Genomic DNA, 20,144 nt, shown 5'->3' with positions numbered 1-20,144 from the left:
ACCCCTTTCCCGTGAAGGGGTTCGTCGTTTTTGCAGGAGGGATCATGAGGAAACTGACTGTCGCGCTGTTGGCGGCGGCATGCCTGCTCCAGGCTCAGGCCGGTACTGCGCCGTGGTGGCGCTGGGAAAGCCAGGTGGATGGGCGACTGGTGTGTTCGCAGTGGTCGCCGGGGGAGGGCTGGAAGCGGTTTGCCGGGCCGTACAACAATGGTGGGTGTCGCGATTAGCAATACCGCCACTGCTGAACTTTGGCACCCCCTTGCCGCCAGCGGCAAAGCAGCGCCGGATAACCGACGTTGCACCCTCGACGAAAACCACCAAAGGCCCGTATCCACGGGCTTTTTCTTGCCTCGGGAAAAGTTGGTTCGGAACTTGCTTTACAGCCTGCATAGCAACGGTGAGCGGCAATCGATCGCCAGTGCAGTGGAGGATGACTGTGGACAAGATGCTTTACGTGGCCATGACCGGCGCCGCCCAGAACGCGGTGGCACAGAAGGCCCACGCCAACAACCTGGCGAACGTTTCCACCACCGGTTTTCAGCGTGACCTGGAGCAGGCGCGCTCGATGCCGGTGTTCGGCGACAGCTTTCCGGCGCGTGCCTTCGCCATGAGCGAGCGGCCTGCCACCGACTTTACCGCAGGCCCGATGATCGAGACCGGTCGCGAGCTGGACGTGGCGGTCAGCGGCAACGGTTTCATCGCCGTGCAGGCCCCGGATGGCAGCGAAGCCTATGTGCGCACTGGCAGCCTGAACATCGACGCCCTCGGCGTGTTGCGTGCCGGCAATGGCATGCCGGTGATCGGCAACGGTGGCCCGATCGCCATTCCGCCAGAGCAGAAGGTCGAGGTCGGTGACGATGGCACCATCAGCATCCGCGCCATGGGTGAAGACCCGCGCGTCATGGCCGAGGTCGATCGGATCAAGCTGGTCAACCCCGATATCAAGAGCATCAGCAAAGGCCTCGATGGCCTGATCCATACCAACAGCGGCCAGCCGGCCGATGCGGACGTCAATGTCCGCGTGGTGTCGGGCTTCCTCGAGGGCAGCAACGTCAATGCCGTCGAAGAGATGACTTCGGTGCTGGCCCTGTCCCGCCAGTTCGAGCTGCACGTCAAGATGATGAAGACCGCCGAGCAGGGCGACGAAGCCATGGCTCGGGTTTTGCAAATCAGCTAATCACTTTTGAACGGGTGCCGTAAAACAGGCGCACGAGGAGAACACTAAATGCTTCCGGCTCTCTGGGTCGCTAAAACCGGCCTGTCCGCACAGGACACCAACCTGACGGTCATCTCCAACAACCTGGCCAACGTCTCGACCACCGGCTTCAAGCGCGACCGTGCCGAGTTCCAGGACCTGCTGTACCAGACCAAGCGTCAGCCTGGTGCCCAGTCGACCCAGGACAGCGAGCTGCCTTCGGGCCTGCAGGTCGGTACCGGTGTGCGCATCGTCGGCACCCAGAAGAACTTCCAGACTGGCAGCCTGCAGACCACCGAAAACCCGCTGGATCTCGCGGTCAACGGTCGTGGTTTCTTCCAGGTCCTGCAGCCAGACGGCACTGTCTCCTACACCCGTGACGGCACCTTCCACCTGAACTCCGATGGCCAGGTCGTGACCGCCAACGGTTTCGCCCTCGAGCCTGCCATCGTCGTGCCGCCGGAGGCCCAGACCTTCACCGTCGGCCAGGACGGCACCGTGTCGATCACCACCACCGGCAACCCTGCTGCGCAGATCATCGGCAACATCCAGACCGCAGACTTCATCAACCCGGCCGGCCTGCAGGCGATCGGCAACAACCTGTTCTTCGAGACCGCCGCCAGCGGTGCGCCGCAGGTCGGCACCCCGGGCCTGAACGGTTTCGGCACCACTCTGCAGCAGACCCTGGAAAACTCCAACGTCAGCACCGTCGAAGAGCTGGTGAACATGATCACCACCCAGCGCGCCTACGAGATGAACTCCAAGGTCATCTCCACCGCCGACCAGATGTTGTCGTTCGTCACCCAGCAACTGTAAGTCCTGGCTCTAGCTACCCGGCCGCTGTTGCAGCGCCTGTTACACCGTGAGGTAAGCGTCATGAATCGTCTGTTGTCCGTCGTCGCCCTGGGAGGGGCTGTGTTGCTGGCCGGTTGCGTTGCGCCGACGGCAAAGCCCAACGACCCGTACTACGCGCCTGTACTGCCGCGTACACCTTTGCCGTCGGCGGCCAACAACGGTTCGATCTACCAGGCCGGTTTCGAGCAGAACATGTATGGCGATCGCAAGGCGTTTCGTGTTGGTGACATCATCACCATCACCCTCAACGAGCGTACCTCGGCGAGCAAGAACGCCGGTTCCCAGATCCAGAAGGACAGCAACGCCAATATCGGCCTGACCTCGCTGTTCGGGACGACGCCCAACACCAACAACCCGTTCGGCGGTGGCGACCTGTCGCTCAACGCCGGGTACAAGGGTGAACGCGCCACCAAAGGTGCCAGCCAGGCCAGCCAGGGCAATACCTTGACCGGCTCCATCACCGTTACCGTGGCCGATGTGCTGCCCAATGGCATCATCGCCGTGCGCGGCGAGAAGTGGATGACCCTCAACACCGGCGAAGAGCTGGTACGCATCGCCGGCCTGATCCGCGCCGACGACATCGCCACCGACAACACCGTGCCGTCCACGCGTGTGGCCGACGCGCGCATCACCTATTCGGGCACCGGCTCCTTCGCCGATGCCAGCCAGCCCGGGTGGCTGGACCGCTTCTTCATGAGCCCGCTTTGGCCCTTCTGAGTACGGATGACCATGTTCAACGCCAGGCAGTTGATTGCCGCGACCTTGCTCCTGTCCTTCGCGTTCGGCGCCCACGCCGAGCGCCTGAAGGATATCGCCAGCATTTCCGGCGTGCGCGCCAACCAGTTGATCGGCTACGGCCTGGTGGTGGGGCTCAACGGGACGGGTGACCAGACCACCCAGACCCCGTTCACCCTGCAGACCTTCAACAACATGCTGTCGCAGTTCGGCATCAAGGTGCCGCCAGGTTCGGGCAACGTGCAGTTGAAGAACGTCGCTGCAGTGTCGGTGCACGCCGACCTGCCGGCCTTCGCCAAGCCGGGGCAGGTGATCGACATCACCGTGTCCTCGATCGGCAACTCCAAGAGCCTGCGTGGCGGCAGCCTGCTGATGACCCCGCTCAAGGGGATCGACGGCAACGTCTACGCCATTGCCCAGGGCAACCTGGTGGTCGGTGGTTTCGATGCCGAAGGTCGCGATGGCTCGAAGATCACCGTCAACGTGCCGTCTGCCGGTCGCATCCCTGGCGGCGCTTCGGTCGAGCGAGCGGTGCCGAGCGGCTTCAACCAGGGCAACAGCCTGACCCTGAACCTCAACCGTCCTGATTTCACCACCGCCAAGCGCATCGTCGACAAGGTCAACGAACTGCTCGGCCCGGGTGTTGCCCAGGCGCTGGACGGCGGTTCGGTGCGCGTCACCGCGCCCATGGACCCGAGCCAGCGGGTCGACTACCTGTCGATCCTCGAGAATCTGGAGATCGATCCTGGCCAGGCCGTGGCCAAGGTCATCATCAACTCGCGTACCGGCACCATCGTCATTGGCCAGAACGTCAAGGTATCGCCGGCCGCCGTCACCCACGGCAGCCTGACCGTGACCATCACCGAAGACCCGATCGTCAGCCAGCCGGGGCCGTTCTCCAATGGCCAGACCGCCGTGGTGCCGCGTTCGCGGATCAATGCGCAACAGGAAGCCAAGCCGATGTTCAAGTTCGGCCCAGGCACCACGCTGGATGAAATCGTCCGCGCAGTGAACCAGGTCGGCGCGGCACCGGGCGACCTGATGGCGATCCTCGAAGCCCTGAAACAGGCCGGCGCCTTGCAGGCCGACCTGATCGTGATCTGAGGACGCTGGCGATGAATCCGAAGAGCCTTGTTTCAAGTGCCGCCGACAGCGGCGCCTACACCGACCTCAACCGCCTGAGCTCGCTCAAGCACGGGGATCGCGACAGCGATGCCAACATCCGCAAGGTGGCCCAGGAGTTCGAGTCGCTGTTCATCGGCGAAATGCTCAAGGCCTCGCGCAAGGCCGGCGATGTGCTGGCTGCCGACGATCCGATGAACACCGAGACGGTCAAGCAGTACCGCGACATGTACGACCAGCAGTTGGCCGTGAGCATGTCCCGCGAAGGCGGCGGTATCGGCCTGCAGGACGTGCTGGTGCGCCAGTTGTCCAAGAACAAGGCCGTGCGCCCGAACACCAGCCCCTTCCCGCGTATCGACGGCAATGCCCCGGCGTTGTGGGGCACGAAAGTGGTCGCACCTGCCCACGCCGCCGAATCGACGTCCACCCGCAACGACGTTGCGGCGCTCAATGCGCGGCGTCTGGCGCTGCCGGGCAAGCTCACCGACCGCCTGCTCGCCGGCATCGTGCCGTCGGCCGGCAATCCGGCTGCGACCAACACCTCGGCATTGCCGGGTCGTGGCGATATTCCCCCCGGTGGCGTGGCCACCGGCGACTGGGAGCCGGCCCAGGCCTTCGCCGCACCGGGGCATGGCATGCAGATTCTTGGGCGCGCCGTGGCCCAGCCGCCGCTGGCGCCGAAGAAAGCCTTCGCCGACAGCGACGAGTTCGTCGCCACCATGCTGCCGATGGCCGAGCAGGCCGCCAAGCGCATCGGTATCGACCCGCGTTACCTGGTCGCCCAGGCTGCCCTCGAAACCGGATGGGGCAAATCGGTCATGCGCAACACCGATGGCAGCAGCAGCCACAACCTGTTCGGCATCAAGGCCACCGGCAATTGGCAGGGCGGCGAGGCGAGGGCGATCACCAGCGAGTTCCGCAACGGTCAGTTCGTCAAGGAAACGGCAGCGTTCCGTTCCTACGACTCCTACCAGGACAGCTTCCACGACTTGGTCAGCCTGCTGCAGAACAATGCGCGCTATCAAGATGCGGTGAAGTCTGCCGATAACCCAGAGCAGTTTGTGCGAGAGCTGCAGAAGGCCGGGTATGCCACCGACCCGAACTACGCCAGCAAGATCTCGCAGATCGCAAGACAGATGAAGTCGGACACGAGCTACGCAATGCTCGGGACCACCACGCAACTTTAAGGGCAGCGAATCATGGCGAGCTTGATCAATATTGGCATGTCGGGGCTGGGCGCCGCGCAGTCGGGGATGTACACCCTGGGTAACAACATCGCCAACGCCGATGTGGACAGTTACTCGCGCCAGCAGAACGTGCAGAAGACCAAGGGCTCGCAGCAGAACGGCAACGTCTTCATCGGCAGCGGCACCACGCTGGCCGACGTGCGTCGAGTGTACAACTCGTTCCTCGAGAACCAACTGCGCACCACCACCTCGCTGTCCAGCGATGCCAACTCGTACCTGAACCAGATCAATCCGCTCGACACTGCCCTGTCGAGCGCTGACACCGGTATCACGGCTGCCCTGAAAGGCTTCTTCACCGCCATGCAGGACGCGGCGGCCAAGCCCAACGAAGATGCCTCTCGCCAGTTGCTGCTGACCAGCGCGCAATCGCTGGCCAAGCGTTTCAACAGCCTGTCGACGCAGCTCAACCAGCAGAACAGCAACATCAACGCCAACATGGCGTCGATCGCCGACCAGGTCAACAAGCTCACCTCGACCATCGCCCAGTACAACGACCAGATCGCGCGCGTGTCGGCGATCCAGGGCCAGCCGAACGATCTGCTCGACCAGCGCGACGGCGCCGTGCGCGAACTGAACAAGCTGATCGGCAGCCAGGTTGTGGAGCGCGAAGGCAACTACGACATCTACCTGCCCAACGGCCAGGCACTGGTACTGGGCAAGACCACCCAGACCCTCGAGGTCGCGCCAAACCGCAACGATCCGACGCGCATGAGCCTGATGATCAACCGCGGCAGCACCAAGATGGACATCACCGACACCACCACCGGTGGCGAGCTCGGTGGCCTGCTGCGCTACCGCAAGGACACCCTGGATCCTGCGCTCAACGAGCTGGGCCGGGTGGCACTGGTGGTGTCCGATGCGATCAACAGCCAGCTCGGCCAAGGCGTCGACAAGAATGGTGAATTCGGCGCGCTGCTGTTCGGCGACATCAACAGCGCCAAGGCCATCAGCGAGCGCAGCATCGCCCGCCAGGGCAACAGTGCAGGCTCCGGCAACCTCGATGTGACCATCAAGGACACCGGCAAGCTGGGCACCAGCGACTACCAGGTGACCTTCACCAGTGCCACCGGCTACAACGTGCGCAAGCTGCCCGAAGGCACCGACATGGGCAACTTCGACCTCAACGACAACCCACCGAAAGTGATCGATGGCTTCAGCCTCTCGCTCAATGGTGGCGCCGTTGCCGCTGGCGACAGCTTCAAGATCACCCCGACCCGCAACGCCGCAGCCGGTATCGAGTCGGTGCTCACCGATCCCAAGCGCCTGGCGCTGTCCGCGCCGTTGGGTGCAGTGAGCGGCTCGGGCAACAAGGGCACCGGGCAGATCACCCAGCCTAACCTGACCTCCAAGCTGGACATCTACAACGCCACCGATCGCACTCAGTTGCAGACCGGCCTGAAATATTCGACCCCGGTCAAGCTGGTGTTCGGCGACGACAGCGCGTCTCCGCAGGGCTACACCCTGTACGACGCCAAGGGCAACTCCATCGGCACCGGCACCATCGTGCCCGGCCAGAGCAACAAGCTGCAGCTCTCGGTGCCGATGGTCGATGGCGCCGGCAACCCGATCATGGATGGCGCCACCCAGCGTTCGTTCACCTTCGAGATGGAAGTGGCCGGCGCACCGAAGAACGGTGACAGCTTCACCGTCTCGCTGACCGGTGCAGGCTCTTCCGACAACCGCAACGCCAAGTCGGTGATCGACCTGCAGACCAAGTCCACCGTGGAAGTCGGCGCCGACGGCAAGGGCATCAGCCTGACCGATGCCTACGCCAAGCTTGTGTCCAACGTCGGCGGCAAGGCTGGCCAGGCGAGCATGGACTCCGACGCCACCAATGCCCTGCAGAAGTCGGCGCTCGATGGCCGCAACGCTGTCTCCGGGGTGTCGATCGACGAAGAGACCGGCAACCTCATCAAGTTCCAGCAGTACTACACCGCGTCGTCGCAGATCATCAAGGCGGCCCAGGAAACCTTCGCCACCTTGATCAACAGCCTTTAAGGAGCCGTAGACCGTGCGCATTTCCACTTCGCAGTTCTACAACACCAGCAGCGCCAACTATCAGCGCGGCTTCAGCAACGTGGTGAAAACCCAGCAGGAATCCAGCGATGGCATCCGCGTGCGTACTGCAGCCGACGATCCGGTGGGCGCCTCGCGCCTGCTGCAGCTCGAGCAGCAACAGAACATGCTCGACCAGTACAAGAGCAACATCACCAATGTGCGCAACTCGCTGAGCACCTCCGAAAGCACCCTCGATGCCATCGGCAAGGTGCTGCAGCGGGTCAACGAGCTGGCGATCAGCTCGGGCAACGCCGGTTTTACCGACGCCGACCGCAAGGCCAACGCCGACGAGCTGGGCTCGCTGGAAGAGCAGTTGTTCTCGCTGATGAACAGCAAGGACGAGAACGGCAAGTACCTGTTCTCCGGTTCCAAGGGCGACACCCCGCCCTACGTGCGCAACGCCGACGGCACCTACAGCTATCAGGGCGACCAGGGCCAGTTGAAACTGCAGGTGGGCGACATGCTCAGCCTGGCGGCCAACGAGACCGGTTTCGACGCCTTCGAGCAGGCGCTCAACACCAGCCGCAGCCAGACCACCCTGACCGCTCCGGCGGTGGACGATGGTCGGGTCAGCCTGTCCAACGGCCAGGTATCCGGCAGCGCGACGTTCAACGACCGTTTCCGCAGTGGCGAGCCGTACCGTATCGAGTTCCTCAGCAGCACTCAGTACCGCATCCTCGATTCGGGCAACAACGACGTGACCCTGGAAGCCTCGCAGGGCGGGACCTATAACCCGAATGCCGAGAATGGCACGATCTCCTTCCGCGGTGTCGACCTGCGCCTGAAGATCACCCTGCAGCCGGGTGACAACCCGGACACCGCGATTGCCGGCCACACCTTCAACCTGAGCTCCAAGCCCGATGCCATCGCTGGCTCGCGTAGCCCAGGCAACACCTCCGGCACCCAGGTCAACAACGCCACCATCAGCAACCAGGCGCAGTACAACGCCTCGTTCCCAGGTGGCGGCGCGGTGCTCAAGTTCACCAGCGCTACCGACTTCGAGCTGTATGCAGCGCCGCTCACCGACAACAGCCGGCCGATCTCCACCGGCACCCTGGCGGGCAACACTGCCACGGCCTCGGGCGTGAGCTTCCAGTTGTCCGGTGCACCCAATGCTGGTGACTCGTTCGCGATCAAGGTCGACACCCACCAGAATCAGAACATGCTCAACACCATTGGCCAACTGCGCACCGCGTTGAGCGTGCCGATGGACAATGATCCCAAGGCGCGCCAGAACTTCCTCGCCTCGCTGGACTCGGCAATCGGCAACATCGCCAGCGCCACCAACCAGGTGAGCTCCTCGATCAGCGCCATCGGTGGTCGCGGCGCGGCGCTGGATGTCCAGGCCGAAACCAACGAAGCACTGGGCAATGAAAACAGCAAGACCCAAAGCTCGATCCGCGAAAGCGACCCGGCCACGGTGATGCTGCGCCTGCAAATGCAGACCAACATGCTCCAGGCCTCGCTGCAGTCCTATGCCAAGATCGCCGGCCTGTCGCTGGTCAACTACATCTGAACCCAGGTGCGGGTGATCGCGGGGTGATCGTCCCACGAGCCTGCCTCGCCACCCGCCGGTCAGCGCCGGACTGGGTGGCAGCCGGTCCCGCGGTTCAATCGCTTGAGTGAGTCCTAGTGAACGCACATCCCCTCGTCAGCATCGCCATCCCCGCGTTCAATCCCGAGTTCTTTCGCGCCACGCTGGCCAGCGCCATCGGCCAGGATTACCCGAACCTGGAGATCGTGGTCTGCGACGACAGTCGCGGTGACCAGATCGCAGCGATCTGCGACGAGCTGCGTGCCGGTTGCACAGTGCCCTTGCGTCATGTGCGCAACCCCGAGCGCCTGGGGTTTGCCCGCAACCTGCAGCGTTGCCTGGAGCAGTCTTCGGGCGAGCTGATCAAGTTTCTCTGCGACGACGACGTGCTGTTCGGCACCTGCATCAGCCAGCAGGCCAGAGTACTCAGCGATCACTCCCAGGTCAGCATGGTCATCTGCCAGCGCCTGCTGTGCGCTGCCGACGATGTGCTGCTGCCGGCGCGTTCGCTGAACTTCGTCATTTCCCTGAACAGTGCCGTGATCAATGGCACCGACCTGCTCGAAAGCGTCGCCGACGGCGTGCCCAATCTGTTCGGCGGGATCAGCCATGCGCTGCTGCGCCGTGACGAGGTGCAGGCCTACCTGCCGGCGCTGGTCGGGGAAGGGCAGGGCTTTGCCGCACGCCTGGACCTGGCCTTGTACGCCTGCCTGCTGCGCCGTGGCCACCTGTGCAGCCTGGATCAGGTGCTGAGCCTCGAGCGCATGCATGCCGGACGCCTGAGCCACCAGGGCAGCATGGTCGAAGCTGCCAAGACTGAATCCGAATGGCTGCTGCAGATGCTCGCCGAGTCCACCGGCGAGCCAGCGCCGGCCGATGGTTGGGTGCGTACGCTGCCGCTGGCCGAATACACCGGGGCAGCCGATCAGGTCTGGGAGGAAATGGACCTGCGCCGTTTCTTCTCCGGGCAGATGGCCAACCTCGGCCAGCAGATTGGTACCGACAGCATCAGCTTCGACGAGCTGTATGCCGAATGGCTGGAGTCGCGCCAGTTGTCGGCGGGCCAGGTCAGCCTGCTGCCCAAGCGCATCGAGCAGTGGCCGCGCCAGCCGCGTATCGCGGTGGCGGTGCTGGCCGAGGCGGGCGATGAGAAGGTCTTGCGCACCACCTTGCAGAGCCTGCAGGGGCAGTCCTATCCAGCCCGCCATACCTTGGTGCTGGGCCCGGCGGCGCTGGCTGCCCAGGTACAGGGCGAGGCCCGTCACCTGCACAGCCAGGGTGATCACTTTGTCGAGCTTGGCCAGTGGCTGGCCACCGCGCAGGACATCGACTGGCTGTTGCTGCTGCGCGCCGGTGATCGCGCGCACCCTCATGCGCTGGTGATCATGGCCGAGCGCGTGGCCCTGCGCGGCGATAGCCTGTGCCTGTACATCGACGAAGGCGCCAACGACAACCTGGCGCCGTCGTGTCCGATCTTCAAACCCGACTTCAACCTCGATCTGATGCGCAGCCTGCCCTATGTCGGTCGGCTGCTCGCCTTCGATGCCAAGGCGCTGCGCGAACTGGGCGGCTTCGACGCCAGCTTCGCCACGCTCGCCCCTCACGACCTGCTCTGGCGCATGGTCGAGGTCCACGGCCTGCAGGTGGTCGAGCATATCGCCGAAGTGCTGGTGCAGTGTCACCACCGCTATGCCGACTGGCTCAACGATGCGCAGGCGCATGTGCAGGCCCCTCGCGTGCTGCAAGCGCACTTCGAGCGTCTGGGCGTACAGGCGCAGGTCACGGGTATCGAAGGCAGCATGATGACGCGAGTCACCTACCTGCACCCGCAAGCCGCCAGTGTCTCGATCCTCATCCACGCCGCAGGCGAGCTGGCGGTGCTGATGCGCTGCGTCGAATCGCTGTTCGCCCATACCGCCTACGCCGATTTCGAAGTACTGCTGGTGGCCAGCGGCGAGACATCCCCCGAGGTGCGCGATTGGCTGGGCGGCCTGCAGGGGCTGGGCAGTGACCAGTTACGCGTGTGCCAGGCGGATGCCACCGGGCGGGCGCAGAGCTTCAACGAAGCCAGCCGTCAGGCGCGTGGCGACTACCTGCTGCTGCTCGATGCTGCCTGTGTGCTGTTCGACGGCCGATGGCTGCAGGAATTGATGCAACTGGGGCAGCGCCCGGAAGTCGGCCTGGTTGGCCCCAAGCTGTTCGACAACAATGGCTCGGTGCTCTCGGCCGGCCTGGTGATGGGCATGAATGGCACTGCCGGCACGCCGTTCCTGAGCTGCGCGGTGAATGCCGACGGCTACATGAACCGCCTGAGCCTGGTACAGAACTGGAGCGCGCTGAGCCTTGACTGCCTGCTGGTGCGCGCCGCGCTGTTCGCCGAGCTGGGTGGGCTGGATACTGCGGCATTCGAGGTGTCGCTGTTCGATGCCGATTTCTGCCTGCGGGCGCGCGAAGCAGGCTACCTGTCGGTGTGGACGCCGTTCTCGCGGGTCGCCCAGGTGCCGGTGCCCGCTCAGGAACAGCCCGCACCGCAAAGCCTGCTGGCCGATCAGGAGCGGCTGTATGAGCGCTGGCTGGCATGGGTTGCTTTCGATCCCGCCTACAATCGCAACCTCAGCCTGAAGCTGCCGAACTTCAACTTCGAGCCGGGCCTGCGCGGTGGCTGGGATCCGTTCATCGCACGCGCCATGCCGTCGGTGATGGGGCTGCCCAGCAGCACCTCGGCCATCGGTCACTACCGTGTATCGCAGCCGTTCGCCGAGCTGGAAAAGGCCGGCTGGATCCAGGGGCGCATCGACTACAGCGCACCGAGCCTGATCGAGCTGGAGCGCGAAAAACCTGATGTGGTGATCCTGCAGTGCCGCTACACCCCGGCCAGCCTGCGCGATATCGCCCGCTTCAAGCGCTTCTCCAACACCCGGCGCATCTACGAGCTGGACGACTACATCATCGATCCGCCGAAGAAGAACGATCACGCTCGCAACCTGCCGCGCAACATGCGCGAGCTGGTCAGCGAAGCCATCGGCTTGTGCGATCGCGTGGTGGTCTCTACCGAACCGCTGGCCGATGCCCTGTCGAGCATGCACAGCGACATCCGCGTGGTCCCCAACATGCTCGCCGCCTCCTTGTGGACGGGCCTTCGCAGTGAGCGTCAGACCAGCGCGCGGCCGCGTGTAGGCTGGGCGGGCGGCACCAGTCACCGAGGCGACCTGGAGTTGCTGCTGGAGGTGGTGCGCACACTGGCCGACGAAGTCGACTGGGTGTTCTTCGGCATGTGCCCCGAGATGCTGCTGCCTTACGTGAAGGAGTTTCACCCGGCCATTTCGTTCGGTGACTACCCGCGCAAGCTGGCCAGCCTCAACCTTGATCTGGCCCTGGCACCGTTGGAGCAGAACCTGTTCAACGACTGCAAGAGCAACCTGCGGCTACTCGAGTATGGCGCCTGCGGCTTCCCGGTCATCTGCACCGACACCAAGGCCTATGCCGGCTACCTGCCGTGCACCCGGGTGGCCGACAACACCACGGCGCAGTGGCTGGAAGCGATTCGCATGCACCTCGACGACCCGGCCGCCAGCTACCGCCAGGGCGATGCGTTGCGCGAGGCGGTACTGAGCGACTATGTCCTTACCGAACACCATCTGCAGCACTGGGCCAACGCCTGGCTGGCTGACTGAAATCCAGGCGCAGGGCCCAGGCCCTGCGCAGAACCGAACTCTTGAACAGGTGCCTTATGATCGATACCGCAACTGGCTCGCACACTGAAGTGACCGTTGTCCTGCTTGGGCATGACCAGGCGGATCACCGCGCCCGCGCACTCCACTACTACGCCAGCCAGGGCGTTCCATGCCTGGCGCTGGAGCCGGCAGGCCAACTCGGTGCACTGCTCGAGCAGGTGAACACGCCTTTCGTCTGCCTGGCGCTGGATGCCGACTTCGTGCTCGCCGATGCGCTGGGCAAGGCTGCCGCCCATCTGCTTGCACAGCCGCAGGTGAAGGGGGTGCAGGGGCATGCCCTGGCCTATGCGGCGGGCAACTGCAAGCTGAGCTACCACAAGCTCGGTGCATTCGTCGCGCCCCAGGCCGCAGAAGACGCTCTGGCGCGCCTGCGTCGTTATGGCCACAGCGGCCAGCAGGCCTGGCGTGCCGTACTGCGTGTGGCTACCCTGCAGACCGCGCTGGCAGGCCTGCCGCGAGAGCTGGATGCCGCGGACTGGCGTGTAGCGCTGGGCTACGCGATCCTGCTGCAAGGCGAGATCGGCAGCCTCGAGCAGACCGATGTGGTCTGCGAACTGCTGGACAACGACCTGGGCGCAGCCGCCCGCGAGGAGCGCCTGACCCAGACCGTACGCAGCCTGCGCCAGTGGGATGAGGCGGCGGGTGTGTGTGCCGGCGAAGAAGGTTTCGTGGTGCTCAACCGCTTCGTGCGCAGCAGCTACGATCAGCGCGAGACGCCGCTGCTGTTCAGCTCCGACTGGGCCAGCGTGATTGACGACCCTGAGCAGACCTTCGAGCCGCGCCAGTATGTCGAGCTGCCGTACTACAACGGCAAGCTGTTCCAGCGCCTGAGCGAAATCGAGTTCCTCTGCCATGCCTGGCCGACCGGCGAGCGTCACCTGCATGCGCTCGAAGGCGCCTGGGTGCGCCAGCACGACTTGCTGCAAGTACATCCGAACGACACCAACGACAGCCTGCAGCAGCGCTACCTGCACGCGCTGGGCCTGGGCCTGTTCAACCGGGACGTATGCCAGCGCCTGATGCCGCTGTTGGCCGGTGCCAAGGACGTCCACCATGTTCGCGAAATGCAGGACTGGCTGACCCGCCTGGGCAGCGTTCCGGCACCCGATGCCCGCGCATTGCTCGAGACGACGCCGTCCGGCAAGTTGCTGGCCGCGATTGCCGCCGCGACCCCGGCCGAGGCCGACCGCGCCCGCGCGCAGGCCTACCTGGCGCGCCACCCGGCTGCGCAGATCGCCTTCGTGGTGCTGGACCTGGAGAATGACGACCAGGCACTGCAGGCCACCTTCGACAGCCTGCTGGCCAGCGGCCTGCGCAACTTCAAGCTGGTGGTGCTCAAGGGCGGCAAGCCTCCGGCGATTACCACTGCGCGCGACACCCTGCACTTCATCCAGGTCAACGACGGCAACTGGGCGACCCACCTGAACCAGGTGGTGAAACAGCTTTCCAGCGAGTGGCTGCTGCTGCTCGATGCCGGCGACGTGCTGCTGGCCGGTGGCCTGCTGCGTCTGGCGGTGGAGTTGACCCAGGCGCCGGGGTGCCAGGCAATCGCTGCTGACGAAGTGCAGCGTGACAGCGATGGCCGCCTGCTCGACGTGATCCGTCCGGGCAGCGACCTGGACCTGCTGCGTAGCCAGCCGGGGCTGATGTCGCGGCACTGGCTGGTACGTCGCCAGGCCGTGCTCGATCTGGGTGGCTACAGCGAGTCCTACCGTCATGCGCAGGAATACGACCTGTTGCTGCGCCTGGTCCAGCAGCAGGGTGTTGGCTGCCTGGCGCACATGGATGACTACCTGGTCATCGGCCAGCAGCCCGAGCAGGCTCTGACAGACGAAGCGGCCAAGGTCCTCAACCGTCACCTGACCGAACTGGGCTACCGCGCCCAGATCAGTGACCAAGGCAGCGCAGGCCTGACCGTCGATTTCCGTCATACCGCCACGCCGCTGGTCAGCATCCTGCTGGCAGGCGAGGGCGATACCGCGCAGTTGCAGGTATCGCTGACCGGGATCTTCCAGCGCACCCGTTACCCGCGCTTCGAAGTGGTGGTGGCCTTGCCGGGGCACGACAGCGCAGGACAGGCGTCGATTGCCCAGGCCTTCGGCACGCGCGTGCGGCTGATTGCCGGTGAGGCCCATGCCTCGCGCCAGCAACTGCTGGCGCTGGCCGCCGGGCAGGCGCGCGGCGATTACCTGGTGCTGCTCTCCGAGCGCTGCCATGTGATTACGCCGGCCTGGATCGAATCGCTGCTCAACGAGGCCCAGCGCCCCGAGGTGGGGATTGTCGGGGCCAGCTTGTGGGGTCGTGGCGAAATCCTGCTGCATGCAGGCTACGAGCTGCTCGACGGCGGACAGGTCAATGCACCCTGGGCCGGCACCTCGGCGGCACGCAGTGCTGCGGCGCGCTGGCCGCTGTCGGTACGCGACTGCCCGGCGGTGTCCGGCGACTGCCTGATGATCAGCCGCGAAACCTTCGAGCAGTGCGGTGGCCTGCCGGCAACAGGTGCGGCAGACCTGGCCCTGTGCCTGGCGGTACGCAGCAACGGCCTGATGGTGGTGTGGACGCCGCGTGCCAGGCTGATGGGCAACGAACTGGTGGTGCCCGCCGGGCAGGCTGTGCAGGCGCTGGCCGAGCAATGGCCTGGCGCGTTCCAGGGGCGGGCGCGGCTCGACGCCCAGGGCGCCGCGGGTGCACCGCAGTGGCTAGCACAGCTGGGATGACTGGCGCGCTAATTGCAAAAAAGCCGGGTTAAGCCCGGCTTTTTCATGCCCGCTGGCAAATTATTGACAGGCTGCCGCCGCGATGGTTAGCGGCCTGCCCTGATCCTGGAGTTCGCCCCCCAATGTCGACCGCTGCGCAGCTGGATGCTCTTTCGCTCGAACAGGCGCTGACGCGCCTGCGCCTGATGTTCACCAAGCCGGGGCATCCCTACTACCTGCTGGCACCTGCCTACCGTGATACCTCGTCCGGTATCGTTTCGATGCACTACCTCTGCCACATGCTCAACCTCAACGGGCGCGAGGCGTACATCTACGGCACCGACGTGGTCAATCCCGATCTCAAGACGCCGTTGTTCGACCCGGCCATCGCCCGCCGCCACCTGGCTGAGGGCAAGGTGCCGATCGCGGTCTATCCCGAAGTGGTCAGCGGCAACCCGCTGGAGTGCCCGGTGGTGGCGCGCTACATGCTCAACTTCGAGAGTTTCATCAGCGGCAAGAGCATGAACGCGGCGGCGACCGACCTGATCTTCTACTACGCCGAGCGCCTTGCCGAGGCCCGTGGCGATGTCAACGTCGACCTGCTGTGCCTGCCCACCATCGACATCGAGCTGTTCGCTGCGGGCGCTGCCGATTGCGTGCGCGAAGGTGCCTGCCTCTACCAGAACCGTCACCCGCTGGAGCAGATCGACTACGACCAGTTGCCTGCCGGCATTCGCCTGCTCAGCGTGGCCAATGCCCTGAGCCTGGCGGAGTTGGCCGAAGTGTTGCGCCATGCCGAGGTGCTGTACACCTACGAATGGTCGATGACCTGTGTGATCGCAGTGCTGTGTGGTTGCCCTGTGCTGTTCATGCCGGGACATGGCGTTGACCAGCAGTTGCTCGACAACAGCTTCTTCGGTTGCGTCGGCTTTGCCATGGCCGACCAGCCCCGCGCCCTCGAACAGGCCCGGGCTACCGTTGGCGATGGTCTGCAGCGCTATGTGCAGCGCACCGCATCGTTCTGGCAGCAACTGGACACCTTCATCGCCAAGACCCAGGACGCAGCCGTGGCTGAAGCCTCGGGCAACCGGCACGGCATGCTCGACTGGTTGCGTCAGCGCTATCCATTGCCCAAGCAAGTGCAACGTCTGCAGCAGGAGCTGTCCGGGCCGCAGGCGCCGAAGCTTGCCGTGCTGGTGCGCGATCACGGCGACCGTCAGGCGCTGTTGCGGACCTTGGAGAGTGTTGACCGTGGCCTGTATCGACAGGTGCAGGTGCATGTGCTGGGCGAGTGCGACCCGCAGCGCGTCGGTGTGCAATGGCAGGCGTGCGACCCACGTGAGCCGGTGGCGACGATCAATGCGCTGCTGAGCGATTGCGCAAGTGACTGGTACTTGCTGGTCGAGGCTGGCGAGACTTTCGTCGCCAGCGGGTTGCTGGCGCTGGCGGTGCGTTTGCTCGATGCGCCCGAGGACTGCCTGGCGGTGTACGCCGACGAAGGCCTGCGCCGCGAGGGAGGGGATGTCGAGCTGGCGCTGCGCCCGGACCTTAACCTGGACCTGCTGCTGGCACTGCCGGGCAGCCTGTCGCGACACTGGGTCTATCGGCGCGAGGCGCTGGCAGCAGGGTTCGCCGGCGACTGTGGGCGAGCCTTCGAGCTCGGCCTTCAGTTGGGCTTGCTGCTCGAACGCGGGCTGGGCAGTGTCATGCATGTCGCCGAGCCGCTATTGATCGGCAAGGGTGGGCCGCTGGCGGCCTGTGCCGACGAGCAGGCGGTCATCGCGCATCATCTGCGCCTGCGCGGCTATGAGCAGGCGCAGGTCTTTGCCCTTGATGACGTGCCGGGCGGTTATCGCATCGACTACGGTCATGCGCATGTCGCTTCGGTCAGCATCATGGTGCCGTTGCGCGGGCAACTGGTCGATTTCCAGCGCTGCCTGGAAACCCTGTTGACGCACACCGCCCATGAGCAGTTCGAGGTATTGCTGATCGAGGCGGGCAGCGAAGACCCTGCGTTGCTCGAATGGCTGGACATGGTCGGGCAGATCGGTGAGGGGCGTTTCCAGGTGCTGCGCTATATGCCTGGCCAGCCATGGGCTGCGTTGTGCAACGCGGCTGCGCAGGAGGCGCGGGGTGATTATCTGCTCTGGCTCGACGGCCGCGCCGCGGTACTCGATGGCCACTGGTTGCCGGCGCTGCTCAATCACGCCCAGCGCCCTGAAGTCGGTGCAGTCGGCGGCAAGTTGCTGGCCGGTGACGGCACGGTACGCCAGGCTGGCCTGCTGCTGGGGATCGACGGTTCGGTGGGCGCGGCGTTCGCCGGTCTGCCTGCGCAGTCGACAGGCTACATGTCGCGCCTGGCGCTGGAGCAGAACTTCGCTGCGGTCGGTGGCGAGTGCCTGATGCTGCGGCGCGCGCTGTTCCTCGAGGCTGGCGGCTTCGATGCCAGCGAGTTGCTGGCGCCCTGGGCCGATGTCGACCTGTGCCTGAAGCTGCACCAGGCGGGCTATCTGAATGTCTGGACGCCGCATGCGCGCCTGCTGCTGGATGCGCCACGCGATGTGCTGGCCAGCGAAGAGCAGCACGATGCGTTGTATGCGCGCTGGTTGCCGCGTCTGGCGCACGACCCGGCCTACAACGGCAATTTCTCGCTGCGTGACGGGCAAGGCTTCATGCTGCAAAGCAATGACCTGAGCTGGCGACCCTTGCTGGGCAAGGTGCCGCGGGTATTGGCTTGCATTGCCGAGCAGGATGACCGGGCATTGTCGCGTCTGGTCCATCCGTTGGGGGCGCTGTGCGAAAACGCGTTGCTCGACGGCGCGGCAACCGTGGGGCTGCTGTCGCCGGTGGAGCTGGAGCGTTTTGCCCCGACCAGCGTGATCCTGCAGCGACCGTTGGATGATGCAGGGCTGCTGGCCTTGCGGCGGCTGAGTGCATTCTCCCAAGCGCTGAAGGTAGTGACGCTTGACGGTTATCCCGAACCTGCGCAGTTCGAGTCCGGCGAGGATCTGCTGCAACGCCTGCAGGCCGCGTTGATCCAGGCTGACCGCGTGCTGGTGCCGACGCCTGCGTTGGCCGAGTGGCTGCAGGGGCTGCACCAGGATATCCGGGTGCTGGAGAACGCCTTGCCGGTCGGCTGGGGCCGCCTGAAGGGCGAGCGGCAGGCAGGGGCCTTGCCACGTCTTGGCTGGATCGCCGGCAAGGACGACGAGTTGCTCGAGCAGGTAGTACCGGCCTTGTCGGGTGAAGTCGAGTGGGTGGTGCTGGGTGAGTGTGCCGGTAGCTTGAGGCCGTTCGTCAGCGAGTCGCACCCAGCGGTCGAGCCTGAGCATCTGGGCGAGGCCCTGGCGGCGTTGAACCTCGATCTGGCGCTGGTGCCCATGGCCGATTCCCTGGAAAACGCCTGTTCCGGTGACCTGCGTGTGTTGCAGCACGCGGCCTGTGCTCATCCGGTGATCTGCAGCCGAGTGCCGGGCTTTGCCGCAGGCGATGCCTTGCCGCTGTCGCGCGCGGGCAACCAGCCCGACGAATGGCTGCAGGCGATCCGTCTGCACCTGTCGGACCGTGACGCTTCGGCGGCACTGGGCGATGCGCTGCAGGCGGCTGTGCGTGGGCAGTGGCTGCTCGAAGGTGCGCGGCTGGAGAGCTGGTGCCGGGCCTGGTTACCCGATTGAAGGGGTGGTCTGCAGTGAGGATGTGACGCTGTAGTGTCCATTCGACAAAAAACGCGTGACTTGAGAGTCACTTCGCGCATCTTCACTGTATATTGTCCGAACTAGGAGCCGCCGTCGCGCAGCCATAAACGTGGTCAGGAACAGGGGCGTCCCGTGTTTCCTGGCGTTTCGTCGTTGCGTACGCCGTGGGCTACTTCGCTGTTATTGAACGGGAAGCCACATGATTGGCATTAAAAGCATCGCCAGTTACCTGCCGACTCAAGGGGTAGACAACTACGCCCAGGGCGCAAAATTCGGCAAGGACCAGGATTTCATCTTCGGCAAGATCGGTTCCACCTTCTTGCCGCGCAAGGACAGCGAGCAGGAAACCTCCGACCTGTGCGTCGAGGCTGCACGCAATCTGTTCGCCGCCAATCCTTCGCTCGACCCTGCCAGCATCGATGCAGTGATCGTCGTCACCCAGAATGGCGACGCCGAGGGGCTGCCGCACACCGCAGCGATCGTCCAGCACAAGCTGGGGCTTTCGACCCATGTCGCGGCGTTCGACGTTTCGCTGGGGTGCTCGGGCTATGTCTACGGCCTGTACGCGATGAAAGGCTTCATGGAAGCTGCGGGCTTGAAGAATGGCCTGCTGATCACCGCCGATCCGTACTCGAAGATCGTCGACCCAGAAGACCGCAACACCACCATGCTGTTCGGCGATGCCGCCACCGCGACCTGGATGGGCGAGAATGCCGCCTGGCAACTGGGCAAGTCGCTGTTTGGCAGTGACGGTGGCGGGGCTGAGCACCTGCGCACCACCGATGGCAAGTTCTTCATGAACGGTCGTCAGGTCTACAACTTCGCCCTGGTCAAGGTGCCAGCGCACCTGAACCAGTTGCTCGAAGCCAGCCAGCTGAAGGCTGACGACATCGACCTGTATTGCCTGCATCAAGGCAGCGCAGCTATCGTCGATGCGGTGTCGGCGCGCTTCGATGAGGGCGAGCACAAGGGCAAGTTCGTCAAGGACATGGTCGAGACCGGCAACACCGTTTCTTCCAGCATTCCGTTGCTGCTGGAGAAGCATGTGCTGGGTTCGACCCACAAGCGCGTTGCCCTCAGTGGTTTTGGCGTCGGCTTGTCGTGGGGCTCGGCGATCATCGAACGCACTGATTGAGCGTTGTCGCGGTATCTGCAAAAGCGCCGAACGGGTGAACGTTCGGCGCTTTTTCACTTCTTCTTTCTCTCAGCCATCCTGCGCACGCCACCGGACACCGTCTTTCTGAGATCGGAAGAGCACACGGCTGAAACCCAG

Annotated in this window: 12 protein-coding genes; all 12 read left to right on the top strand. The window is 64.6% G+C overall.

From position 1 onward, the window contains the following. Nucleotides 1-44 precede the first annotated feature (44 nt). The 12 genes from ACPZMI_RS10045 (at nucleotide 45) to ACPZMI_RS09990 (ending at nucleotide 20,006) form a co-directional block, all read left to right on the top strand. On the top strand, nucleotides 45-227 hold the full coding sequence (locus ACPZMI_RS10045; RefSeq protein ID WP_186666449.1) for a hypothetical protein: 183 nt from the start codon (nucleotides 45-47) through the stop codon (nucleotides 225-227). Between the two features lie 209 nt (nucleotides 228-436). Beyond that, nucleotides 437-1,177: a flagellar basal body rod protein FlgF gene (locus ACPZMI_RS10040; RefSeq protein WP_054891901.1), complete on the top strand. Its 741-nt coding sequence runs from the start codon at nucleotides 437-439 to the stop codon at nucleotides 1,175-1,177. A gap of 48 nt (nucleotides 1,178-1,225) precedes the next feature. Continuing rightward, complete coding sequence (flgG, locus tag ACPZMI_RS10035) at nucleotides 1,226-2,011, top strand: flagellar basal-body rod protein FlgG (protein WP_063545695.1); 786 nt, start codon at nucleotides 1,226-1,228, stop codon at nucleotides 2,009-2,011. Between the two features lie 60 nt (nucleotides 2,012-2,071). Then, complete coding sequence (gene flgH, locus ACPZMI_RS10030) at nucleotides 2,072-2,767, top strand: flagellar basal body L-ring protein FlgH (protein WP_054891899.1); 696 nt, start codon at nucleotides 2,072-2,074, stop codon at nucleotides 2,765-2,767. A gap of 12 nt (nucleotides 2,768-2,779) precedes the next feature. Next, nucleotides 2,780-3,889 (top strand): flagellar basal body P-ring protein FlgI, encoded by a 1,110-nt coding sequence (locus tag ACPZMI_RS10025; protein WP_054891996.1) that lies wholly within the window; start codon nucleotides 2,780-2,782, stop codon nucleotides 3,887-3,889. Nucleotides 3,890-3,900: 11 nt separating this feature from the next. Next, nucleotides 3,901-5,094, top strand: a complete 1,194-nt coding sequence (gene flgJ / locus ACPZMI_RS10020) for a flagellar assembly peptidoglycan hydrolase FlgJ (protein ID WP_186711014.1) — start codon at nucleotides 3,901-3,903, stop codon at nucleotides 5,092-5,094. Nucleotides 5,095-5,106: 12 nt separating this feature from the next. Continuing rightward, on the top strand, nucleotides 5,107-7,152 hold the full coding sequence (gene flgK / locus ACPZMI_RS10015; RefSeq protein WP_426352151.1) for a flagellar hook-associated protein FlgK: 2,046 nt from the start codon (nucleotides 5,107-5,109) through the stop codon (nucleotides 7,150-7,152). 13 nt (nucleotides 7,153-7,165) lie between these two features. After that, entirely contained in the window at nucleotides 7,166-8,728 is a 1,563-nt protein-coding gene (locus ACPZMI_RS10010) for a flagellar hook-associated protein 3 (RefSeq protein WP_186666446.1), read from the top strand. Between the two features lie 116 nt (nucleotides 8,729-8,844). Then, nucleotides 8,845-12,420 (top strand): glycosyltransferase, encoded by a 3,576-nt coding sequence (locus ACPZMI_RS10005; protein ID WP_426352150.1) that lies wholly within the window; start codon nucleotides 8,845-8,847, stop codon nucleotides 12,418-12,420. A 56-nt stretch (nucleotides 12,421-12,476) separates the two neighbouring features. Then, nucleotides 12,477-15,197, top strand: a complete 2,721-nt coding sequence (locus ACPZMI_RS10000; RefSeq protein WP_426352149.1) for a glycosyltransferase family protein — start codon at nucleotides 12,477-12,479, stop codon at nucleotides 15,195-15,197. 122 nt (nucleotides 15,198-15,319) lie between these two features. Further along, on the top strand, nucleotides 15,320-18,850 hold the full coding sequence (locus ACPZMI_RS09995; RefSeq protein ID WP_426352148.1) for a glycosyltransferase: 3,531 nt from the start codon (nucleotides 15,320-15,322) through the stop codon (nucleotides 18,848-18,850). Between the two features lie 220 nt (nucleotides 18,851-19,070). Beyond that, nucleotides 19,071-20,006: a ketoacyl-ACP synthase III gene (locus ACPZMI_RS09990; protein ID WP_186666441.1), complete on the top strand. Its 936-nt coding sequence runs from the start codon at nucleotides 19,071-19,073 to the stop codon at nucleotides 20,004-20,006. The last annotated feature ends 138 nt before the right edge of the window (nucleotides 20,007-20,144 follow it).

This window comes from Pseudomonas wayambapalatensis (genome assembly GCF_049942315.1).
Lineage (GTDB): Bacteria > Pseudomonadota > Gammaproteobacteria > Pseudomonadales > Pseudomonadaceae > Aquipseudomonas > Aquipseudomonas wayambapalatensis.
The sequence above is the reverse complement of the archived record's forward strand: the minus strand, read 5'-3'. Positions and strand labels throughout refer to the sequence as shown.

Excerpts from the sequence above, each read along its gene's own strand:
- ACPZMI_RS10045 (WP_186666449.1), top strand. The coding sequence starts at position 45 with ATGAGGAAACTGACTGTCGCGCTGTTGGCGGCGGCATGCCTGCTCCAG.
- flgG (WP_063545695.1), top strand. The coding sequence starts at position 1,226 with ATGCTTCCGGCTCTCTGGGTCGCTAAAACCGGCCTGTCCGCACAGGAC.
- flgH (WP_054891899.1), top strand. The coding sequence starts at position 2,072 with ATGAATCGTCTGTTGTCCGTCGTCGCCCTGGGAGGGGCTGTGTTGCTG.
- ACPZMI_RS10025 (WP_054891996.1), top strand. The coding sequence starts at position 2,780 with ATGTTCAACGCCAGGCAGTTGATTGCCGCGACCTTGCTCCTGTCCTTC.
- flgJ (WP_186711014.1), top strand. The coding sequence starts at position 3,901 with ATGAATCCGAAGAGCCTTGTTTCAAGTGCCGCCGACAGCGGCGCCTAC.
- flgK (WP_426352151.1), top strand. The coding sequence starts at position 5,107 with ATGGCGAGCTTGATCAATATTGGCATGTCGGGGCTGGGCGCCGCGCAG.
- ACPZMI_RS10000 (WP_426352149.1), top strand. The coding sequence starts at position 12,477 with ATGATCGATACCGCAACTGGCTCGCACACTGAAGTGACCGTTGTCCTG.
- ACPZMI_RS09995 (WP_426352148.1), top strand. The coding sequence starts at position 15,320 with ATGTCGACCGCTGCGCAGCTGGATGCTCTTTCGCTCGAACAGGCGCTG.
- ACPZMI_RS09990 (WP_186666441.1), top strand. The coding sequence starts at position 19,071 with ATGATTGGCATTAAAAGCATCGCCAGTTACCTGCCGACTCAAGGGGTA.